This is a genomic window from Delftia sp. BGA-UO-ETr-SB1 (assembly GCF_059567865.1).
The window spans coordinates 77,159-94,810 of record NZ_JCAQOW010000004.1; the positions used below are offsets into that span (position 1 = coordinate 77,159).

Annotated in this window: 21 protein-coding genes; 1 reads left to right on the plus strand and 20 read right to left on the minus strand. The window is 67.9% G+C overall.

Annotated elements, in window-relative coordinates; all coding sequences use genetic code 11:
* Positions 1–120 precede the first annotated feature (120 nt).
* Both AC57B5_RS00810 and AC57B5_RS00815 read right to left on the minus strand, forming a co-directional pair.
* Positions 121–444 carry an Ogr/Delta-like zinc finger protein gene (locus AC57B5_RS00810; protein WP_043825225.1) on the minus strand — a complete coding sequence of 108 codons (324 nt, stop codon included), beginning with the start codon at positions 442–444 and terminating at the stop codon, positions 121–123.
* Positions 445–505: 61 nt separating this feature from the next.
* Complete coding sequence (locus tag AC57B5_RS00815) at positions 506–727, minus strand: hypothetical protein (protein ID WP_224986487.1); 222 nt, start codon at positions 725–727, stop codon at positions 506–508.
* Positions 728–813: 86 nt separating this feature from the next.
* On the opposite strand from AC57B5_RS00815, the gene AC57B5_RS00820 reads away from it, so the two are divergent.
* Positions 814–1,146 carry a helix-turn-helix domain-containing protein gene (locus AC57B5_RS00820; protein WP_012204502.1) on the plus strand — a complete coding sequence of 111 codons (333 nt, stop codon included), beginning with the start codon at positions 814–816 and terminating at the stop codon, positions 1,144–1,146.
* A gap of 48 nt (positions 1,147–1,194) precedes the next feature.
* Here AC57B5_RS00820 and AC57B5_RS00825 read toward each other — a convergent pair whose 3' ends face one another.
* The 18 genes from AC57B5_RS00825 to AC57B5_RS00910 form a co-directional block, all read right to left on the minus strand.
* Positions 1,195–2,196, minus strand: a complete 1,002-nt coding sequence (locus AC57B5_RS00825; RefSeq protein ID WP_448677643.1) for a contractile injection system protein, VgrG/Pvc8 family — start codon at positions 2,194–2,196, stop codon at positions 1,195–1,197.
* A complete protein-coding gene (locus tag AC57B5_RS00830; protein ID WP_160856151.1) occupies positions 2,196–2,636 on the minus strand; it encodes a phage tail protein in 441 nt (146 codons plus the stop codon). The genes AC57B5_RS00825 and AC57B5_RS00830 overlap by 1 nt, the downstream gene beginning before the upstream one ends.
* An 11-nt stretch (positions 2,637–2,647) precedes the next feature.
* Positions 2,648–5,383, minus strand: a complete 2,736-nt coding sequence (locus tag AC57B5_RS00835; protein ID WP_496398519.1) for a phage tail tape measure protein — start codon at positions 5,381–5,383, stop codon at positions 2,648–2,650.
* A gap of 113 nt (positions 5,384–5,496) precedes the next feature.
* Positions 5,497–5,613 carry a GpE family phage tail protein gene (locus AC57B5_RS00840; protein ID WP_012204506.1) on the minus strand — a complete coding sequence of 39 codons (117 nt, stop codon included), beginning with the start codon at positions 5,611–5,613 and terminating at the stop codon, positions 5,497–5,499.
* Positions 5,614–5,621: 8 nt separating this feature from the next.
* Positions 5,622–5,981, minus strand: a complete 360-nt coding sequence (locus tag AC57B5_RS00845) for a phage tail assembly protein (RefSeq protein WP_012204507.1) — start codon at positions 5,979–5,981, stop codon at positions 5,622–5,624.
* Between the two features lie 68 nt (positions 5,982–6,049).
* The gene (locus AC57B5_RS00850; RefSeq protein WP_012204508.1) at positions 6,050–6,559 is read right to left on the minus strand and encodes a phage major tail tube protein; all 510 of its coding nucleotides are present in this window, start codon (positions 6,557–6,559) and stop codon (positions 6,050–6,052) included.
* 63 nt (positions 6,560–6,622) lie between these two features.
* Positions 6,623–7,816 (minus strand): phage tail sheath subtilisin-like domain-containing protein, encoded by a 1,194-nt coding sequence (locus tag AC57B5_RS00855; RefSeq protein WP_016450710.1) that lies wholly within the window; start codon positions 7,814–7,816, stop codon positions 6,623–6,625.
* Between the two features lie 57 nt (positions 7,817–7,873).
* Positions 7,874–8,359 (minus strand): hypothetical protein, encoded by a 486-nt coding sequence (locus tag AC57B5_RS00860; RefSeq protein WP_496398520.1) that lies wholly within the window; start codon positions 8,357–8,359, stop codon positions 7,874–7,876.
* Positions 8,360–8,755, minus strand: coding sequence for a hypothetical protein (locus AC57B5_RS00865; RefSeq protein WP_496398521.1), 396 nt, complete (start codon positions 8,753–8,755; stop codon positions 8,360–8,362). It abuts the gene before it with no gap.
* 305 nt (positions 8,756–9,060) lie between these two features.
* Complete coding sequence (locus AC57B5_RS00870; RefSeq protein ID WP_343740061.1) at positions 9,061–9,546, minus strand: hypothetical protein; 486 nt, start codon at positions 9,544–9,546, stop codon at positions 9,061–9,063.
* Positions 9,536–10,675, minus strand: a complete 1,140-nt coding sequence (locus AC57B5_RS00875; RefSeq protein WP_496398522.1) for a hypothetical protein — start codon at positions 10,673–10,675, stop codon at positions 9,536–9,538. The genes AC57B5_RS00870 and AC57B5_RS00875 overlap by 11 nt, the downstream gene beginning before the upstream one ends.
* Positions 10,672–11,211 (minus strand): hypothetical protein, encoded by a 540-nt coding sequence (locus AC57B5_RS00880; RefSeq protein WP_349613003.1) that lies wholly within the window; start codon positions 11,209–11,211, stop codon positions 10,672–10,674. Before AC57B5_RS00880 ends, AC57B5_RS00875 begins: the two co-directional genes overlap by 4 nt.
* The gene (locus AC57B5_RS00885; protein ID WP_496398523.1) at positions 11,208–14,324 is read right to left on the minus strand and encodes a DUF4815 domain-containing protein; all 3,117 of its coding nucleotides are present in this window, start codon (positions 14,322–14,324) and stop codon (positions 11,208–11,210) included. The genes AC57B5_RS00880 and AC57B5_RS00885 overlap by 4 nt, the downstream gene beginning before the upstream one ends.
* Positions 14,325–14,334: 10 nt before the next feature.
* Positions 14,335–14,820, minus strand: a complete 486-nt coding sequence (locus AC57B5_RS00890) for a BW3TFN family phage tail fiber component (RefSeq protein WP_012204516.1) — start codon at positions 14,818–14,820, stop codon at positions 14,335–14,337.
* Positions 14,821–14,822: 2 nt separating this feature from the next.
* Entirely contained in the window at positions 14,823–15,803 is a 981-nt protein-coding gene (locus AC57B5_RS00895) for a phage tail protein (protein WP_496398524.1), read from the minus strand.
* The gene (locus AC57B5_RS00900; RefSeq protein WP_224986493.1) at positions 15,800–16,645 is read right to left on the minus strand and encodes a baseplate assembly protein; all 846 of its coding nucleotides are present in this window, start codon (positions 16,643–16,645) and stop codon (positions 15,800–15,802) included. The genes AC57B5_RS00895 and AC57B5_RS00900 overlap by 4 nt, the downstream gene beginning before the upstream one ends.
* Positions 16,646–16,653: 8 nt before the next feature.
* Positions 16,654–17,004 carry a GPW/gp25 family protein gene (locus tag AC57B5_RS00905; RefSeq protein WP_180317590.1) on the minus strand — a complete coding sequence of 117 codons (351 nt, stop codon included), beginning with the start codon at positions 17,002–17,004 and terminating at the stop codon, positions 16,654–16,656.
* Positions 17,001–17,597: a phage baseplate assembly protein V gene (locus AC57B5_RS00910; protein ID WP_202396721.1), complete on the minus strand. Its 597-nt coding sequence runs from the start codon at positions 17,595–17,597 to the stop codon at positions 17,001–17,003. The genes AC57B5_RS00905 and AC57B5_RS00910 overlap by 4 nt, the downstream gene beginning before the upstream one ends.
* Positions 17,598–17,652 lie beyond the last annotated feature (55 nt).

A 17,652-nucleotide genomic window follows, 5' to 3' on the forward strand; every position in this document is an offset into this window, starting at 1 on the left:
CCCGCAGGGCCTTCATGCAGGCTCCGCAGGTTGCGGAAAGGGGGGGGGTGGCGGCGGTGCAGGCGGGCTGCCCGCGCGCCGGGTGGGGCGCCGTCAGGAGCGGCGAAGGCGCCGGCCGCGCTAGCTGCGCGCGCCTTCGGTGGATTGGGCGGATTCGGCCGCCTGGGCTGCGCGGTGCGCTGCGCCTTCGTATTGCGAGGACGGCATGGCGTCCAGCTGGGTCTGCAGCAGCTTGCGCTTGATGTGCGTGCTCATCGGCAGGATCACCATGGGGTTGGGGATGGCGCTGGGGCTGATGGTGCGGTTGATCTCGGTCACCGCCGAGAACACATGGCCGCACTCGAAGTTGCGGCACTGGAAGATGGTCTCGCGGCTGGTGCTGGTCAGCTGCAGGCTGGTGCGGGTGTAGGCGTGTTCGTTGCAGTGGGGGCACATCATGCGCATGGCAGGCTCCTGGGGGCAGTTGGGATCGAAGACAAGGCGGTGAACAGGTCGGCGCGGGTGGCTATCGCGCCTGATCGGCCTGGGGCAGCGGCGGCATCTGCTGCTCGTACTGCTGCATGCCCATGCGGTACAGCTTCAGCGCGAAGTTGGAGGCGCTGCGGCTTTCACGGCTGGCATAGCGGGCGTGGCGTTCGCGTTCGGATGCCGTCATGCGCAGTGGCACGGGCCTGTCATGAAGCACCGGATCCGCAGGGATACCGGGCACGGCTCTGGGGGAGTGCATGGCTGTCATGTAGTATTTGGGATGGTTTGGATGGTTTGGTTACACGCTGACTGCATCATTGCTCGAAATTTCGAGCATGTCAATTGATGAATAGAAGAAATTTCGATCACATCGGTGAAAGGCTGAGGCAAGAGCGTCTGCGTCTGGACGTGGCGCAGCTCGCCATGGCCGACGCCTGCGACGTCTCGCGCGGCACCCTGGCCACCTGGGAGAAGGGCGAGCAATCGCCCAATGCGGCCGCCCTGGCCGTGATGGCGGGTCTGGGCGTGGATGTCCTGTATGTGGTCACGGGCCAGCATGCGAACGCATCGGTCCAGACCCTGGCGCCCGACGAGCGCGAGCTGCTCGATTGCTACGGCCGGGCCGACGATTCGGGCCGCGCCGCCATCATGGCCGTGGCGACCCTGGCCGCGCGCTGAACGGCCTGCGCCGGCCGCTCCAGGACGCGCTCTACCTGCCCCTCTCGCTCACTTGGCACGCGTCTCCAGCGTCAGCTTGGAGGTGAAGCCGCCGTCGCCCAGCTCATGCTGGATCTTGACGACCAGCCACGGCGTGTCATCGATCTCCGCCTTGAACCCCTGCAGCTTCAGCGGCGTCTGCGGCATCAGGTCGGGCCGCGCCAGCGCCAGCTTCAGGCCCATGGTGGCCTTGGCGCGGTTGATGCGGCCCATCTCGGCCTTGGCGGCGGCCTGCGCCTCGGCCTCGCTGCCGTAGGTGTCCTTCAGGCGCTTTTCGTTGTCCTCGGCGCCCTGCGTGGCGCTGCGTTTCTCGGCCCGATCCGCGTCGTTCCAGTACGCGCGCACGCCGCTGTAGTCGTTGCGTGCGGCCGTGTGATAGTTGTGGCTGTCGCCCACGGCGCGCGTGAGCGTGGCGGCCTCCACGGCCTGGCCGGCAGCGGTGATCTTGCTGTCGATGGCGATGAAGGCCAGCTTGCCCTTCTTGACCGTGCACACGGCGTCATACTGCCGCGCCAGGCGGCTGCAGAAGTTCAGGTCGCTTTCGTGGGTCTGGTCGATGTGGTCCACGCGCAGGTTCTCGAACTGCGCGTCCACGCGCACCTGCAGGCCGTTGCGCTGGGCGATGCTGCGCACGATCTGGCCCAGCGTGCTGTTGTGGTAGCTGTGCTCGGAGCGCGTGCGCAGCTGGCGCTTGAGCTCGGCCGAGCGCGCATGCACCACGATCCTGTCGGGCGCACCCTGGTGCTCCACCTCGTCCACCTCGTAGGTGCCCTTGTCGACCAGGCCATGTCCGGCCCAGCCCAGCTTCAGCGCGATCTTGGATCCCTTGCCCGGCATGGGCAGGCGCCCATCGCTGTCGTCCAGCGTGATGTCCAGCTTGTCAGCCTCTTCGCCGCGCGATTCGGACAGCGTCAGGTTCATCAGCCGCGTGTCCACCTGGCTGGTGATGTTGCGCCCGTCCAGGACGATCTCGTACTGGGGCTTGGCGTGCAGGTATTCCTGTGTGGTCATCAGATCCACCATTCCCAGAAGTCTTCATCGGGCCAGGGGTCGACGCCGCCGCCGCCTTCGGCCAGGTGGTCGTCCACGCGGGCCAGCTTGAGATCGAACTCGATGCGGCGCGGCTTGCCGCCCGGTGTGTAGTGCGTGCCGGTCTGCTGCAGGCTCTCGATGACCCAGGCGCCCAGGATGCTTTCGCCGCCCACCAGGGCCCATGCCTTGCCCTGGTCGGCCATTTCGCGCAGGTCGTCCAGCGACTTGGCCGTGCCCCGGAACTCGGGTGCGAGCACGCCGGTCAGGCCCAGCGTTTCATCGCCTGGGCCCAGCGACTGGCGGGCGGGGCGCGCGCCCACGCGGCTGTTGCTCGGGTGGCGCCAGGTGCTGCTGCGCACCAGCTTGTCGAATGCCAGTGTGTCGATGCCGAAGGCAAACTGGCCCAGTGTGATCAGCATGCTCATGCTCCTCAGTCGATGTCCGACAGCTGCGACAGCACGCTGGAGCGCTTGGCCATGTCGCGGCGGTCCAGCTCGGCGGCCACGGCGCGGGCAATGGCCTGCGCATCCTGGCCGGGCGCAGCGTTGACGGTGATATGGATGGTGGCGCCGGCCACCGGGGCCGGTGCCGGCGCGGGTGCAGCGGCGCTGGCCAGCGGCGGGCGGCTGTCGATGCGCACGGCGCCCGTGTCGGCCAGGGCCGGCATGGCACCCGTGGCCAGCGTGGCCGCCGTGGCTGCGGCCGCAACACCCTGGCGCAGTGCGCCGGCGCGGCCCTGGTCGGGTGCTGATGCATCGCCGGATTTGAACCACGAGCCCACCGACGAGGCCAGGCCGCTGATGCCCTTGCCGGCCAGGTCAGAGACCACGCCGAACAACCCGCCCGTGGCGCCATCCAGACCGGCCTTGCCGGCCTCCAGCAGCGTGCCGCCGACGCCCTTCCAGTCGCCGGCCTTGAAGGCGGTGGACAGGCCGTCCCAGTTCTGCATGATCGAGCCGCCCGCGCCCATCAGGCCACCTGCGAGCCGGCCCATGGGTGTCATGCGCACCAGGCCCATCAGCGATGCGGCTGCACCACCCAGACTACCGCCCAGGCCACCGCCGACGGCACCTGCGGCCCCCAGGCCGGCGCCCAGCAGGCCCATGACGGCGCCCGCACGCCCCTTGCCGGCCACGCCTTTGGCTGCACCTGCACCGCCGCCGAAGATGCGGCCTGCAGCGCGGCCCGCGCCGGCCAGGGCGGTGCCTATGCTGCCCATGGCAGCGCCGCGGCCCATCATGGCCAGCGACAGGACCACGGCGCCCAGCCCGCGCCTGAGCACGCCTGCAGCGTTGCTGGCCATGCGCATGCCGCCGGCCAACAGGCCCATGGCACTGCCGCCGCCGCCCATCATGCCCAGCGACAGGACCACGGCCGCCAGGCCGCGCCTGAGCACGCCCAAGGCGCCGCTGCCTGCGCCCATGGCCGCGCCCAGCAGGCCGAACACGGTGCGCGTGAGCAGCAGCGGCGCCAGCAGGCCGAACAGCACGCTGCTCACCAAACCGACGCCTGCCACCAGCAGGCCCAGCACGGCCACGATGCGCAGCGTCCACTGCACGATCTGGGGATGCTCCTTGACCCAGGCACGCATTCCTTCGGTCATCTCGCGCAGCGTGCCCAGCACGGCCTTGAGGTCGGACTCGATGGTCGAGCCCATGTCGCTCAACAGGCCGTTGTAGCTGTCCTTGACGGACTCGTATTGGGCCGAGACCGAGTCCTTCAGGATGGCCACGCGCCCATCCAGATCCGCCTGTGACTTGAGCTGGGAGGCGATCTGCTGGTAGCCGCCCGGGCCCTGCTGGATCAGCGCCTCCAAGGCCTTGCGCGTCTGCGCGTCGCCGCCGGCCAGCTTGTCCAGCGCAGCGGCGCGCAGCTTGTCGCTGCCCAGGCTCTGCAGCTTTTGCAGCTGGGCCATCATCTGCTCGGTGCCGCCGAACTGGCCGCTGGCGTCCTTGAAGTCCAGCGACACGCCCTGGCTCGCGAGCATCTTGTTGACCTGGCCCAGTTTGGCCGGGTCCATGGAGTTCTTGACCAGGTTGCCGACGGCCTTGCCGGCGGCCTCGCCACTGATGCTGGCGTCGTTGAGCATGAGCAGCAGCGGCGCGAACATCTGTCCCGACCTTGCGCCCTGCTGTCCCAGCTGCGGCAGGGCCTTGCCGATGGCGTCCAGGCCCTTGACCATGCCTGTGGGGTCCAGTCCCAGGTGGGAGGTGCGCTGCACCGTGTCGGCCAGTGCGGCCATGTCGCCCGCGCTTGCGCGGGTGGCCTGCTGCAACTGCGCCGCGAACTCGCCGGCCTCCTTGGCGGGCATGTTCAGCACCGCGCCCAGGTTGGCCGCCTGCCGGGCCACGCCGCCCAGCACATCCTGCGAGGACACGCCCTGGCGCTGCAGCTGGTTCATCATCGCGATGTAGTCGGCCGTGCTGCCGGGCATGTCGGTGCCCAGGCTCTTGGCCAAGTCCAGCACCTGCTGGTAATCGGCGCCCGGCTTGCCGTTGCTGCCCGCCATGGTGGCGCGCAGCTGCGCGGCGGCCTGGTCGTCGGTCATGAAGGCCTGGCTCACGGCGCGCACGGGCGCCAGCATCTTGCCGCCCGTCTCGCGCAGCGCCTGGCCGCGATCGGCCAGGGTCTTGCTCTGCTCGCGCAGGGCGTCGATCCTCTCCAGACGCTGGGCGGCCGGTGCCACCACCTTGCGCTGCTTTTCCATCTGGGCCGTGGTGGCGCGGATGTCGTTGTGCAGCTTGCGCTCGTGCGCGGACAGGTTGCCCGTGTCCACGCCCGCGCCGCGCAGGCCTTCGCGCATATCCATCAGGCGCGATCGCTGCGTGGCGCGCAGCAGCGCCAGGCGCTCCTCCTCGACCTGGGCCGAACGCAGCGCGCGCAGCATGGCGCGCGAGGGCTGCTCGCCCGCGCCCGATTCCAGCCGCAGCTGGGCCATCTGCTGGCGCGCGCCGCGCAGCCGTGCCGTGGTGTCTGCCAGGCCGCTGCGCAGCGCGCGGTAGTCGCCCAGCTGGGTTTGCTGCTGCTGCAGCTTTTTCAACTGGTCGACCGTTTCCTTGAGCTCCCGGGCCGTGTTGCTGCTGGTTCTTCCCAGCAGCGCCAGGGGCTGGTGCACGCGCTCGGCCTGCTTGAGCACCTCGTCCAGGCGCAGGGTGTCAACGGCCATGGAAGGCTCCCTGGCCTGTGCGGTGTTGGCGTTGGGTGGAGGTCATGGGCAAGGGGCGTGCAATAGAGGGGCGAGAGGCGGGCGATGGAGTGGGGGTGGTGCTCAGTCCTGGCTCAGTCCTGGCTTTCGTAGCGCTCGCGCGCCCGCTCATGCCATTGGCCGAGTTCGGCCAGCGACATGTCCTCCATGTCCGCCGGCCGCCAGTGGAAGACCATGGCCAGGTCGGCCATGGCGTCCTCTACGCGCTCGGGAATTGCTCCCTCTGCGCCTTCGGCACCAAAAAAGAGGCCACCTCCGTACCCAGGGTCACCAGGTCGGCGGGGTCCAGCTGCAGCACCTCGGCCTTGTGCAGCATGGGCTCGGTCACGCGCGGCAGCAGGGTCTGCAGCGCGGTCACGTTCATGTGCAGCAGCTCGACCAGCGACAGGCCGCGCAGCGCGCCGGCATTGGGGCGGCGCACCAGCACCCGGGCCAGGTCGCCGCCGGGGCGCTTGAGCGGCACGTCGAGCGTGATCTCGCGCGCATCGCCCGATGCGAGGGCGGCCGCATTGGCGGCAGCCTGGTTCTGGAGGTCTTCCTGGGGCTTGGTGGTGTCCATGGTGTGTCAGCGTTCGGGTGAAGAAAAGAGGAGGACCGGGCCGGCCGGCCCGGTCAGTTGAGCCAGGCTCAGATGCCCAGCGCGGCGCGGACCTGGGCCAGGCGGTCGATGCCGTTGACGACTTCGACGAAGTTGACCGGATCGATCTCGATCAGCACCTGGCCGTTGATGGACAGGCGGTAGTAGCTGACGGCCAGCTTGTACTTGATCTCGGTCTTGTCGCCGGCCTTGGCCTTGCCGGGGTCGAACTCCGAGAAGCGGCCACGCATGACCACTTCCAGTGAGTCCACGCCTTCGCTGTCATCGCCCTGCAGGGCGCCGGCGAAGCGCAGCAGCACGCCGTCGTGGCGCAGCGTGCCCCAGGTGGAGATCAATTCCTTCATGTAGCCGGCAGCGGTCAGGTCGGCCTCGATGGCCTCCATGCCGAAGTCCAGGCTGACCTCGCCGTTCATGCCGCCGGCGCGGTACTTCTCCATCTTGCGGGTGAGCTTGGGCAAGCCCACTTCGGGCATGTCGCCGATGTACGAGTTGCCATCCACGAAGGTGGCGAAATTCTTGAGAGAGCGGGGCAGTCCCATGGTGCTTTTCTCCTGTGTATCCGGTGTGTTCGGTGTATTGGGTGTGTCGGGTGCGGCCACCGCTTACTGGCCGGTGCCCACGCGCAGGGCGAAGTCGGCGAAGTAGCGATCGGTGATGCGCTGGCGAAAGCCCAGGTCCTCCAGCGGAGGCACGGGCGTGTAGTCGTAGTCCAGCACCAGCTTGCCGGCCTTGAGCGTGGCGGTCTCGTTGACCGTTTCGTCGTACCAGGCCTTGCCGTCCAGGATGTAGCCCAGGGCCTTCAACTCGCGGAACTTGGTGTTGATGCCTTCCAGGATGTCCTTGACCAGGCTGGGGTGCATGGGCTTGTCCACGGCCCAGAAATGCGCCTCGGCCATGGTGTCGGCCAGCACCTGCGCGGTGCGCACGCTGGACTCGAAGCGGAACAGCTCGCTGTCCGTGCAGGTGCGCGAGCCCCAGAAGCGGTGGCCCTGGCTCTGGATCAGCGTGGTGATGCCGGCCTGGTTGAGGATGCCGGCCTCGGTATCGGGGCTTTGCAGGTCCCAGTGCACATCGCGCGAGATGCCCAGAACGCCGGACAACGGCACGTTGGACAGCGTCTTGTGCCAGCCCTGCTCCTGGTCGATGCGCGCGCGCAGGCCCAGCGCGTAGGCCACGGGCGAGGCGTCCTGCACGGCGGCGGTGGACAGGTCCAGCGCCTTGAAGCCGGGCCACAGCAGCATCAGCTCGCGCTGGCCGAAGTGCTCGCGGTAGGCCTGGGCCTCGGCCACATCGTTGCCGATGGCCGCTGCATACGCAAAGCCGCGCAGCTTGATGGCCACGGACGCCAGCGCGTCGGTCACGGCCTGGCTGTCCAGGCCCGGTGCGCCCAGAATGCGCGGCTTGACGCCGAGCTGGGCCTGGGCCGCCAGCAGCGCCTGCAGGCCCGTGTACTGGTTGCCGGCGGTGGTGCCGATGACCTTGGCGTCCTGGTCGGTGCGGCGCTCGGCCTCGGTGGCGCCTTCGCCATCGGCCACGCGCACCACGACCAGCACCGGGCGGCACTGCTCCTTGATGGCGTTCAGCGCCTGGGCCAGCGTGCCCTTGGTGCCGGCCTTGCCGATGGCCGCATCGACCTTGGTGACCAGCACCGGACGGTTCAGCGGGAAAGTGGCCGCATCGGCGTCGCTGGCCGTGGCCACGAGGCCGATCACGGCCGTGGACACGATGCGGATGGAATTGATGCCTTCGCTCACTTCCGTGACGCGAATGCCATGATGGAACGGGGCTGTCGCCATGGTGTTCTCCGGGTTGGGGGGTGGTTGGGCCGTGGGGCTGTCGTCAAAAAGGGGTGGTCACGGCTGTTCGTGGGCTTGTACGGGGCCGTCCAGGATTTCCTGGGCACGCCCCGCGGCGATGAGTCCGAAGGCCTCGAACTGGCGCAGGCTGTCGGCCAGTTCGGGGTCGTCAAGATCGAGTTGCCGCGCCTGCTCGATGTCCTTGAGCAGCGAGCGCAGCGTGGCCGCGTTGAGCCGGTCGGCCTCGCCCGCCTCGGCACGGTCCACCACGGCCCACTCCAGCGCCGTGCGCTCGACCACGGTGAAGCGGCGGCGCAGGGCGTGGGGGGTGATTTGGCGGGGGGCGGGTTCGTTGGACGCTGCCTGGTCTTCAGGCAAGGCTTGCGCCACGTCTTCCCAGTGCGTGCCCGTCCAGCGGCGGCCGAGCACCGAGGTGTCGTAGCGGGGCAGAGGGAGCAGGTCGGGGGCGTTGAGCTCGGCGTGCGTTTCGGTGATGGCGAAGGCCACGCCGGCGGGGGTGAGCTGGGCGTAGTGGTGGGGCATTTATTTGTACTCCACCAGTTCCCAGGAGACTTTGGCCTGGGACCACCACCACGAGCGCCAATAAGCCGATGCTTTGATCTGATTGCCGCTCAATAGCTGGATGAACGTATCGTAGGGGTAGTAGGTTTCGCCGCTCTGCCAAAAGCCCTGCGATCCGAGGCTATGCAGGACACTCTTGGCGGGGTTCACTGGCGCGATGCTGATGGTCAACTCAGTTGGCCCATCGGTGACGAAGGTGATCAGACCGCGTTGCACGCTTTTGATAATGCTGCTGCCGCTTATCTGTGTGTTCAGCCCTGCAATCTCATTGCGCACGGCTACCACGGCACTGCCCAGCGCAGCAATCTCCTCCCGCGTCTTCACCAGATCGGCGCTGATGACGGCATCCAGGCTCATGCAGTCACCTTTGCGCAAGCTGCGGTGTTGGCGGGATCGACAGTGAATGTTTGGGTCATGCTGAAGTTCATGCAGCCAAGGCGGCCTGGTTGTCCTGGCAGGGCCTGGCGCCTGCAGCCTGCAAGGCCGCTGGCGTTGTGCCCGGGTTGCATTGATGTTCTCGCGGCGGGGGCTTGGGCACCAGCGACCTTGGCTGTGCCGGAGGGCTGCACAGAGGCTTGGTTTGGCGCTGGTTCGGGGTGCCGACCAGGAAAGGAAAAGCCCCGGCCACTCAACGGGCGCCGGGGCTTTTGCAGGTGGAGATGTCAGGGGCGTTCGCCGGGCTGGACGGGTGCCCCGAGGATCTCGCTTGCGCGGCCTGGTGCGATCAGTTGCAGGTCCTCGATAAGCCGCATGCCGGCGGCCACATCCGCATCGTCCAGGTCGATGAAGCCGGCCTGTTCCTGGTCCTTCAGGCAGGCGCGCAGCATGGCGGCATCCTTGCGCTGCTTCTCGCTGGTGTCGGAACGGTCCACGGCTGCCCATTCGATGGCCGAGCGTTCGGCCAGGGTGAAGCGGCGGCGTAGGGCCAGGGGGGTGATGTGGCGTGGGTCTGGATGCTGTGGCAAATCTGGCAGGATCGGCGGCTTCTCGTAGGGGTGTTCTATCCAGCCGTTGCCGGTCCACAGGCAGCGTGTGGCGCCGGGCTCTTCGGGCATGTCGGTGCATGATGGCGCCAGTGTGGTGCAGCGTTCGCGCCAGCCTTCGTGTTCGCCGACGTACCAGCCCCGGAGGTCGTATTCATAATGCACAGTAAAGCTCCATTGCCTGGGGCGCACTTTCGTAGCGCGGGCCTAAGCTGTTTGCATTCGAGTTGAAGATGATTCCGCTACCGTCCACCTTGGCATACACACCTGGCGGAGCTTCGGCAGCAGAACTGCGGCCTGTGGGGAAACTTGGAAGTAGCCGGAACCGGATACCGTCTCTAGTCTCCAGCAACGCCATCCTTCCTATGTCGGTGGGGATGCTGCTGCTCAGGCGTACGGCCACGTACAGGGCCCCTTTGTATACGCCTGCAAATTTTCCGATATCTGAAATGAAATTGTCGCTGCCAAAGCAGGTGCCTCGCGCTCCAATACGCCAATTGACCCCATTGTCGGAAATAATTGAGGAAATGCCTCCACTGCTGCTGTCGAAAATGATGAGCCTGCCATTGATCTCAAAAGGTATGCGTGGCCCGGTGGCGCCATAGTGGCTTGGCATTTCCGTAAGCATGGCAGTGAGGTCGACAGCGGGCTTCCAGTTTGTCCTCCCGTCACTGCTCACGAAGGCTCGGTCGCAGTAGTGACTGAGTATTACGTACTGCGAACCATTGTGCAGTGCAAACCTCCAGATGCCTGCTTCTGGTAGCGTGATGCTTTCTCGCTGACCAGCTTCCGTGAGCAAGAAAATGCTACTGCTGGTGGAGGTCGAGAAGGCGTAGCCGTACTTTCCTGCAGAACAAAGAGGGTAGAAGTAACCGCTGCCACCAGATACCGCTGCCCAATTGATACCATTGTTCAGGGATGAGATGATATTGTGAGGGCTTGAGATTTGGGTGCACCATATGGTCTTGCCAACGGTAATGAGTCCGGAAATCGAAGAACTGTAGCGATATGTCCAGGTTTTCAAATCGGGTGAGGTGTATACATAGTTTGTGTTGGTGCCTGAGACTTGAGTGGCAGCGTAAATTTCACCATTGTGGCAAATGCTCTCGAAAGCATAGTCAGGATTGGATTTCGGGGCTAGTCGATATGGACTGTCTCCACCAAGCCGCACTTCTTGCTGCAACTGATCATTGCTTTCCCACACCGATCGGGACCGCAATTGCAGCCCCATCCCCTTGTCCAGGCTCTGCGCCAGCCTCCGCACCTCGCTGTGCGTCACCACATCGAAACTCATCCCTGTACCTCCGTCGCATTCACCCCCGACACCCGTCCCGTGGCGGCGTCGTAGGCATAGGTTTCCGTACGCACGCGCCCGCGGTAGCTGGTCTGCTGCTGGGAGACGCGGCCGGCGCCGTCGTAGCTGACGGCGGTGGTGGCGCTGAAGCCGTTGACGCTGCGCGTGATGCTGCTGATGCGGCCCTGGGCGTCGTAGCCGAAGCTTTCGCTGGTGGCGCCATTGGCCGGGCCCAGCGCGATGTGCTCCGGGTTGAGCTTGACGTTGATGCCGGCAACACCGTTGACGCTGGCTACCTTGCCGGTGCTCAATGCCTGGGCAGCGGTCTCCAGCTGCTCTATGCGGTGTGCCACCACGTCCATTGCGTCCTGCACGCCCTGGGAACTGGCCTTGGTGTCGATGAGCTGGCGCGCTGCGGTCAGCGCCTGGTCCACGTCCTGCACCGCCTGGCGCAGCCGCAGCACGTCGTCCTCGAGCCGGTTGTCGGGATGGGGCAGGGGCCAGCCCTGCGCTGTCTTGTCGTCGTGCAATGTCATATCACGATGGCTCGCAGGTTGGTGACCTGGGGACGGGCGCTATGGCTGCCCGTGAGCACCAGGCGAACTCGCAGGCGCTCGGCGTTGATGCCGGCCAGGCGATAGGTGATCTCCAGCACGCCGGCGGTCTGCGGGCTGGTGCTCAGGTAGGGGACGTTTACCCAGGTGCTGCTGCCCTCGGCCTGCATCTGCACGACCAGGGAGCTGCCAGCGGGCAGCGCGGCCTCTGCCACTACGCTGAGCGTGGTGTTGCTGCCGGCGTTGATGGTGGGGCTGATGTAGTCGCCGGTGTTTTGCAGGCTGGCGGCGGCCAGTTGCATGCCGGGCAGCAGATGGGCTGCCAACTGGGTGTTGCCCGAGAGCTTGGCGCGCACGGCCACTTCGCCGTTGTAGCGGCTGGCCAGTTGCACGGGCTGGCCGGCTGCGGCCTCCAACGTGGTTCCATCCTCCAGTTGCATGGCGAAGACCACCTGCGAGTCGGCTGCCGGCAGCATGGCGCCGGCCTGCACCATGAGGTCGGTGGCGTCCTCCACGGTGACGCGGCCCAGCTCGACGGTGCGGGTGTTGGCCGTGTGTTCAGCCGCCAGCAGTTCGAAGGCGAGATCGCGCGTCTGGTGTGGCGTCCAGGTGCTGGCGTTGCTGCTGGACAGCAGCACGCCCACGCTGTAGGGCTGGCTGGTGACCCATTGCGCGCGGGCCTGGTCCCAGCCACCGAGTTCGGCCACGGCCACGGCGGTGGTCATGTCGTTGGTGAGGATGACGATGGCGTATTCGACGCCGGCCTCCAGCAGCTGCGGCGCCCATTGCGCAAGGGTGGGCTTTCCTGCGGCGACGTCGGCCCGGATCTGCTCCGGCTTGAGCACGCATTCGGAGATGACGCCGCGCGAGGGAACGCCGCCTGTGACTTCGCGCAGTTGCACCTGCACGTCCTCTTTGCCCGGAGTCGTGAACCACAGGCGTGTTCCGCAGACTTCGCGCGTGGTGCCCAGTGTGAAGGTCTGGGCCAGCGGATCCCAGCCGTTGGTCAACATGATGACGACCACCACCGAGGCCAGCGTACGGCTGCGCAGCGTGCCTTGACCGGTGAAGATGGTTTCTGCATGGCTGCCGCCTCGGCCTGTGAAGCGCACGGCCTTGGTGCCTGCGGGCACGCGAGCCGGGATCTTGAACTTGCCTTTCAGACCTTGTTCCGTGGCCACCAGCGTGCCGCCTGCCAAAGGCTCTGGCGTGACGGCGATGCCATCGAAGGTCACTGCCGTCAGCGTTTCGCCCACAGGGAAGTCGATCCAGAACTGCACCTCGATCTGGCGCAGGAACTCAATGTTCTTGGATGTGTCCGAGAGCACACGCTCGGACTCTCCGCTCCAGAAGCTTGCGATGATGGGATTGGCCCAGGTGGTCTGCACCTCGGTCCAATAGTCCACGGCGGGCGTCAGCCTGGTGGAGCTGGGCAGCGGGTCGAAGGCCCCGTAGGGGTTGACCAGCATGGTGGTCGTGCGGCCCAGCTGGCTGAGCACGGGCACGGCCTGGTAGGGCGTGGTCTGGGGTGAGGTGATGTCGGTGCCGATCTGGTGCAACTGCACATTCAGCGGCAGGCGCAGATGGCCACCCAGGATATGGCCTGTCTGCGCACGGCCTGCATCCCGCAGGCTGTCATCTAGCATCGGATCCGCAAACAACCCCTTCTTGACCCCGCTGTGCCGCCCCGACACGTCCACCGACAGCCGCAGCTCGGCCAGGTCGGCGTAGATGGTCTGGATGTGGTCCTGGTAGGCCTTGAGGGTCTGCATGGGCACGACGCGCACGGCGTCCTGGTCCACGCGGCGGTTGCTGTCCCAGCTTTGGTAGACCGAGGCCAGGGCCAGGGTGCCGCTGGGTGCGGCCGGGACCTTGGGCGACCAGGCGGCGGGCACGCCGGGCACCCATTGCAGCTGGCCTTCGCTGTTGAGCACTAGGCGGTCGTAGCGGCGCAGCGCGTAGTGGTAGCTGACCAGTACCAGGGTGTCCTTGAGCGCGCCTTCCACAGTGAAGCCCGTGGAGTCCACGGCCGTGGGCGTGGCGTTGAGCATGTACTGGTAGGTGACCTGGTAGGTGCTGCCGGGAACGGGCTCGGCGCCCGAGGGGCTCCAGTCGATCTGGCCGCCGACCAGCTTCCAGTCCGTGCCCTGCACGTACGTGGTGCCGGCCTGGACCACGCTGTCCACGGCCAGCACGGCGTTGTCGGGCAGCGGGTCGGCCGCGCCCGTGAAGCCGCCATGCGTGAGCGTGACGGTCTTGCGCGCCTGCACGCGCACCTGGGGCGTGCCGACAGCGGGCTGGCGGTCGAAGCGGATGCGCTGGGCGGCCGTGCCGGCCGAGGTGTGGGGCTCGCTGTCCACGAAGAACAGGTCTGGCTTGGCCTCGTAGACCAGGCGGCGGCTGGCACCCAGCTCCAGCGGATGGCCGTTGACGCGGGCGGCGCCCTCGCGCACGGTGTAGACCTGCTGGCCGGTGGCCAGGTCCTCGCCCATGATCACGTCCAGGCCGCGCACCACGTAGGTGCCGCCCGCGCTGTCGCGGTCATAGCGGGCCAGGGCCTGGGTGACGGCGTCGATGTTGGGCGGCGGCTCCTTGGGCATGACGGAGCCGTCGATGATGGTCCACACGGGATAGAAGGTGCCGGCCGTGCCGTCGCCCTGCGCACCCCAGACCAGGGTGACGCGCTCGCGCAGCGCACCGGGCTCGCCATAGCCGCGCGTGCCGGCGGCGGGGTTGAGCAGTTCGGGGTCCTGCAGCTCGGTGACGGTATCGGTCTGCAGGTAGGCGCCCACGTAGACCGTGCCCACGGTGGCCACGGTGAGCGTGCCCGGCGTGATGCCGCGCACGGCGCCGGCCACGTAGAGCGCGCCGGCCTCGATGGTGGTGGCACCCGTGTCCGCGGAGGTGATGCACTGGCAGCCGCGGACGATGTCGCCCTCCTTGAACAGCACATCGGTGATGCCGCGCAGGCGGTGCTGCTGCATGCTCTGCAGCTCGTTGAGTTCGGCCGATTGCAGCACGCGGTCGGCCGCGAACTGCAGCCTGTCGTAGCGCTTGCCGGCGTCGAAGCGGTCGTAGATCTTGGTCTGGCTCATGGGGTGCCGTTCAAAAGGGGAGGATGATTTCTTCGACCTGGCGCACGCTGCCGCTGCGCAGGATCCGGGGGCGGCGCTCCAGCGTGTACAGCTCGCCCTTGCCGGTCAGTTGGCTGGCCAGCACCCAGCGCTGGCCGGGCGGCACGTCCGTGGCGACCTGGGTGCCGAAGAACACGCCCATCTCGCGCACGTCCTCGCCCTTGGCATCGTCGAAGCCGAAGGCCGCGCGCAGGTAGACGAAGGTGGTGGGTGTGTCGCTGACGCTGTAGCGCGCGCCGCTGGGCAGCTCGATCTCGCCGTTGTCGTCGGGCCGCGCAAAGCGCACCTCGGTGACAAGGCGGCGGCCGATTTCGTCGACCAGGGCGTTGGCGGTGATGGGTTCGGGCTCGGGCGCGGCGTCCCAGGCGGGCAGGCCGCGGCCCCAGGCGATGTGGATGGTCTGGGCGGCGACGGCCTTGGCGAGGGCGATGCGGCCCGCTTGCTGCAGAACTGCCATGTTCAGGGTTCCTCGGGTTCTTCGGTGGTGGTGGTGCGGGTTTCGAAGGATCGGCGCCAGGGCGTGCTGTCCCAGCGTCCGGTCCAGGTACGGGTGTTGTCGTGCGGGCGCTCGGTGCTGGCCCAGGGGTGCAGGCTGGCCAGGGCCAGCGGAGCGGGCGCCGTCCAGGCGCTGTGGGTGGCCATGGCCTGGGCTGGGATGGGCCGCAGCGGCGCGTAGTAGGCGGGCTCGCCCGTGGTGGTGGCGTTGACTTCGGTGATGCCCAGGCTGGCGTCGATCAGGATCTCGCTGTCCAGCGTCCAAGCATCGAGCAGCATGCGGTCGGCATAGGTGGCGATGGTGGTGACGCGGAACAGCTGGGCCGTGAGCACGCCGTCCGAAGGCGGTGCCTCGGTGCCGGTGCGGCGGGGCAGGCCCTGGCTGAGCTTGACGGGTTCGCCATACGGCGACACATCGATCCAGGTGCCGCTGTCGTTGTCCAGCATGCCGGCGTCCAGGCCCGGGCCGTGGTCCAGCCGCAGCGGGCGCAGGTCGTGGCCGTGGAAGACGCGGTAAAAGCGCACGTGCGCCGGCAGGCTGGCGCGCACCACATGGGCCACGCTGGCCAGCTCTGCGTCGCCGATGATACGGCCCAGGTCCAGGTGCAGCCAGGCACCATCCTCGTCGAGCTGTGCGCCGTCATATCCCAGCCAGCCCAGCGCACGCTGCAGGGACGCGGCCGTGCCGCGCTCGCGCAGCCAGGGCAGGCCGTTGGCGATGAGTGCGGGCACGTCGTCGAAGTAGCGGTCGAACTGGGCAATGCCCCATTCGGCCGCCAGCCAGGGCAGAAAGGCCGCAGGCTCGCCCTGGGCCGGCGCGGGAAAGGCGCCGGCCAGGCCATCCCAATTCGGGACGACCTGGTCCACGGCCTTCTCCAGCGCCGTGGCGTTGGGCGGCAGCACGTGGCGGCGGGGCGCCGTCGGGACGATGGCGGGGGTGCTCATGCCTGCAGGCCCTCGTCCACCAGCTGGACGCGGCCCAGCACCGGGTATTCGTCGGCGGCCAGCGGCGTGAGCTCGGCCGGGGCCTGGGCGTCGGGGTAGGTGACGCGGGCAATGCCGTCCACATGCAGGCGCGTGGTGATCCACGAGCGCGGCACATCGCGGCCCAGCAGCGCGTAGGCCGCGATCTGGGCGGCCAGGCCGGCCTGCAGGCGCGCCACGATGTCCACGGGCGCACCGGGCTCGCGCAGCAGGTGCGCCGTGATGTCGATGGGGTGCGGGCGCGCCAGCGATACCGACACGGGTACGCCCAGCGGCCGTGCGCCTGGCGCATTGAGGGCCGACAGCACGATGGCCAGGGTTTCTTCGGCCTGTGCGGGCTCGACCAGCCACAGCTGCACGCTCACGCGGCCGGGCTGGGGTTGTGTGGCGATGGCGCTGTGCACATTGGCGCTGGCCGTCATGGCCAGGTGCTCGTAGTGCTCGGCCGTGCCGCTGCCAGCCAGGGCGCGCACGCGCAGCAGGATGCGCTGGCGGTAGCGTTCGTCGCTTTCCCCGGGCAGTCGGGCCACATCGTAGAAGGCGCCCTTGTGGTCCAGGTCCGAGCCCTGGGCGAACGCAATCAGGTGCGCACGCGCCGCATCATTGACGCGCGCCCGATACAGCAGCTCGCGGTAGGCGTGCGCCTCCAGCAGCTTGTTGAGCGGCTCGCTCTCCAGCGCCAGGACCTCGGCGGCCTCGGGGTGGCGCGCCAGCAGATCGGCGCGGTGGGCGTCGAGGATGCGCTCGAAATCCAGCGTCTCGACGACGCCGGGCGGCGGCAGGGCGTCCAGTGCAGGGGTCATGTCTTGCTTCATGAAAGGGTGCGGGCGATGGGCATCTGCAGGCTCAGCGGGGCCGGGCGGCGCGTGTTGTTGAAGGTGCCGATCAGCGTCAGGTCGGCGCGCCCGGGTGTGGCCGGATCGCGCTCGATCACGATGCGCGTCAGCCGGATGCGCGGCTCCCAGCGCATCAGCGCGCTGGCCACGGCGGCGCGCAGGCGCGCCTGGGTGGCGTTGTTGTCGGGCTGGTCCAGCAGCGCCGGGACCAGCGATCCATAGTCGCGGCGCATCACGCGTGAGCCGATGGGCGTGGACAGGATGTCGGCCACGCTCTGGCGCAGATGCTCCATGCCCTCGATGCGGCGGCCTGTGTGGCGGTTCATAGCGGCCCCTGCGTGATGGCGTCACCCGCCCTGACGCCGCCATGGCGATGGCGCAGCAGGCTGATGGGGCCGGTGGTCACATCGGGCGCGCCGGCCAGGCCCTGCGCATTGACGGTGGCCGAACCGCCACCGGCCTGCAGGCTGATGCCTTGCTCGTCGATGCTGATCACCGAGTTGCCCACGCGCAGCGTGATGCCATGGGCCACGTTGATGTTGAGACGGCCCGTGGTGCTGTCGTGCTCCATGAAATCGGTGGGGCTCCACTGCGTGTGGCACACCCCTTCGCGGTCGCTGGGCTGGGCTGCGGCACTGCTGTAGATGCCGGTCAGCGCCACGGCGCCCAGCAGGTCGCCGCCGGGCGACAGCAACACGCACTGCTCGCCCACCGCAGGCGGCCACCAGACGCTGGCGTTCTCGCCTGCGGCGCGCAGGGCCAGCCAGGGAATCCAGTTGGTGGTCAGGTTGCCGGTCTTGACGCGGCAGCGCGCAGGACGCGCATGGCGGACTGCGGCGATGGTGCCCGTGCGGATCAGCCCCTCCAGGCGGCGGATGATCTCGTACGGGCTCTCGGTTTGTGCGACGGGCGAATCCATGGCGTTCATGGTGCCGGCCGGGCCCTTGCGTGTCGCCGTGTGCCGGGCGTGGCGC

Excerpts from the sequence above, each read along its gene's own strand:
- AC57B5_RS00910 (WP_202396721.1), bottom strand. The coding sequence starts at position 17,597 with ATGGATTCGCCCGTCGCACAAACCGAGAGCCCGTACGAGATCATCCGC.
- AC57B5_RS00860 (WP_496398520.1), bottom strand. The coding sequence starts at position 8,359 with ATGCCCCACCACTACGCCCAGCTCACCCCCGCCGGCGTGGCCTTCGCC.
- AC57B5_RS00830 (WP_160856151.1), bottom strand. The coding sequence starts at position 2,636 with ATGCTGATCACACTGGGCCAGTTTGCCTTCGGCATCGACACACTGGCA.
- AC57B5_RS00865 (WP_496398521.1), bottom strand. The coding sequence starts at position 8,755 with ATGAGCCTGGATGCCGTCATCAGCGCCGATCTGGTGAAGACGCGGGAG.
- AC57B5_RS00855 (WP_016450710.1), bottom strand. The coding sequence starts at position 7,816 with ATGGCGACAGCCCCGTTCCATCATGGCATTCGCGTCACGGAAGTGAGC.
- AC57B5_RS00810 (WP_043825225.1), bottom strand. The coding sequence starts at position 444 with ATGCGCATGATGTGCCCCCACTGCAACGAACACGCCTACACCCGCACC.
- AC57B5_RS00815 (WP_224986487.1), bottom strand. The coding sequence starts at position 727 with ATGCACTCCCCCAGAGCCGTGCCCGGTATCCCTGCGGATCCGGTGCTT.
- AC57B5_RS00825 (WP_448677643.1), bottom strand. The coding sequence starts at position 2,196 with ATGACCACACAGGAATACCTGCACGCCAAGCCCCAGTACGAGATCGTC.
- AC57B5_RS00820 (WP_012204502.1), top strand. The coding sequence starts at position 814 with ATGAATAGAAGAAATTTCGATCACATCGGTGAAAGGCTGAGGCAAGAG.
- AC57B5_RS00890 (WP_012204516.1), bottom strand. The coding sequence starts at position 14,820 with ATGGCAGTTCTGCAGCAAGCGGGCCGCATCGCCCTCGCCAAGGCCGTC.
- AC57B5_RS00885 (WP_496398523.1), bottom strand. The coding sequence starts at position 14,324 with ATGAGCCAGACCAAGATCTACGACCGCTTCGACGCCGGCAAGCGCTAC.
- AC57B5_RS00900 (WP_224986493.1), bottom strand. The coding sequence starts at position 16,645 with ATGACCCCTGCACTGGACGCCCTGCCGCCGCCCGGCGTCGTCGAGACG.
- AC57B5_RS00875 (WP_496398522.1), bottom strand. The coding sequence starts at position 10,675 with ATGAGTTTCGATGTGGTGACGCACAGCGAGGTGCGGAGGCTGGCGCAG.
- AC57B5_RS00840 (WP_012204506.1), bottom strand. The coding sequence starts at position 5,613 with ATGGCCGACCTGGCCATGGTCTTCCACTGGCGGCCGGCGGACATGGAG.
- AC57B5_RS00880 (WP_349613003.1), bottom strand. The coding sequence starts at position 11,211 with ATGACATTGCACGACGACAAGACAGCGCAGGGCTGGCCCCTGCCCCAT.
- AC57B5_RS00895 (WP_496398524.1), bottom strand. The coding sequence starts at position 15,803 with ATGAGCACCCCCGCCATCGTCCCGACGGCGCCCCGCCGCCACGTGCTG.
- AC57B5_RS00905 (WP_180317590.1), bottom strand. The coding sequence starts at position 17,004 with ATGAACCGCCACACAGGCCGCCGCATCGAGGGCATGGAGCATCTGCGC.
- AC57B5_RS00850 (WP_012204508.1), bottom strand. The coding sequence starts at position 6,559 with ATGGGACTGCCCCGCTCTCTCAAGAATTTCGCCACCTTCGTGGATGGC.
- AC57B5_RS00845 (WP_012204507.1), bottom strand. The coding sequence starts at position 5,981 with ATGGACACCACCAAGCCCCAGGAAGACCTCCAGAACCAGGCTGCCGCC.
- AC57B5_RS00835 (WP_496398519.1), bottom strand. The coding sequence starts at position 5,383 with ATGGCCGTTGACACCCTGCGCCTGGACGAGGTGCTCAAGCAGGCCGAG.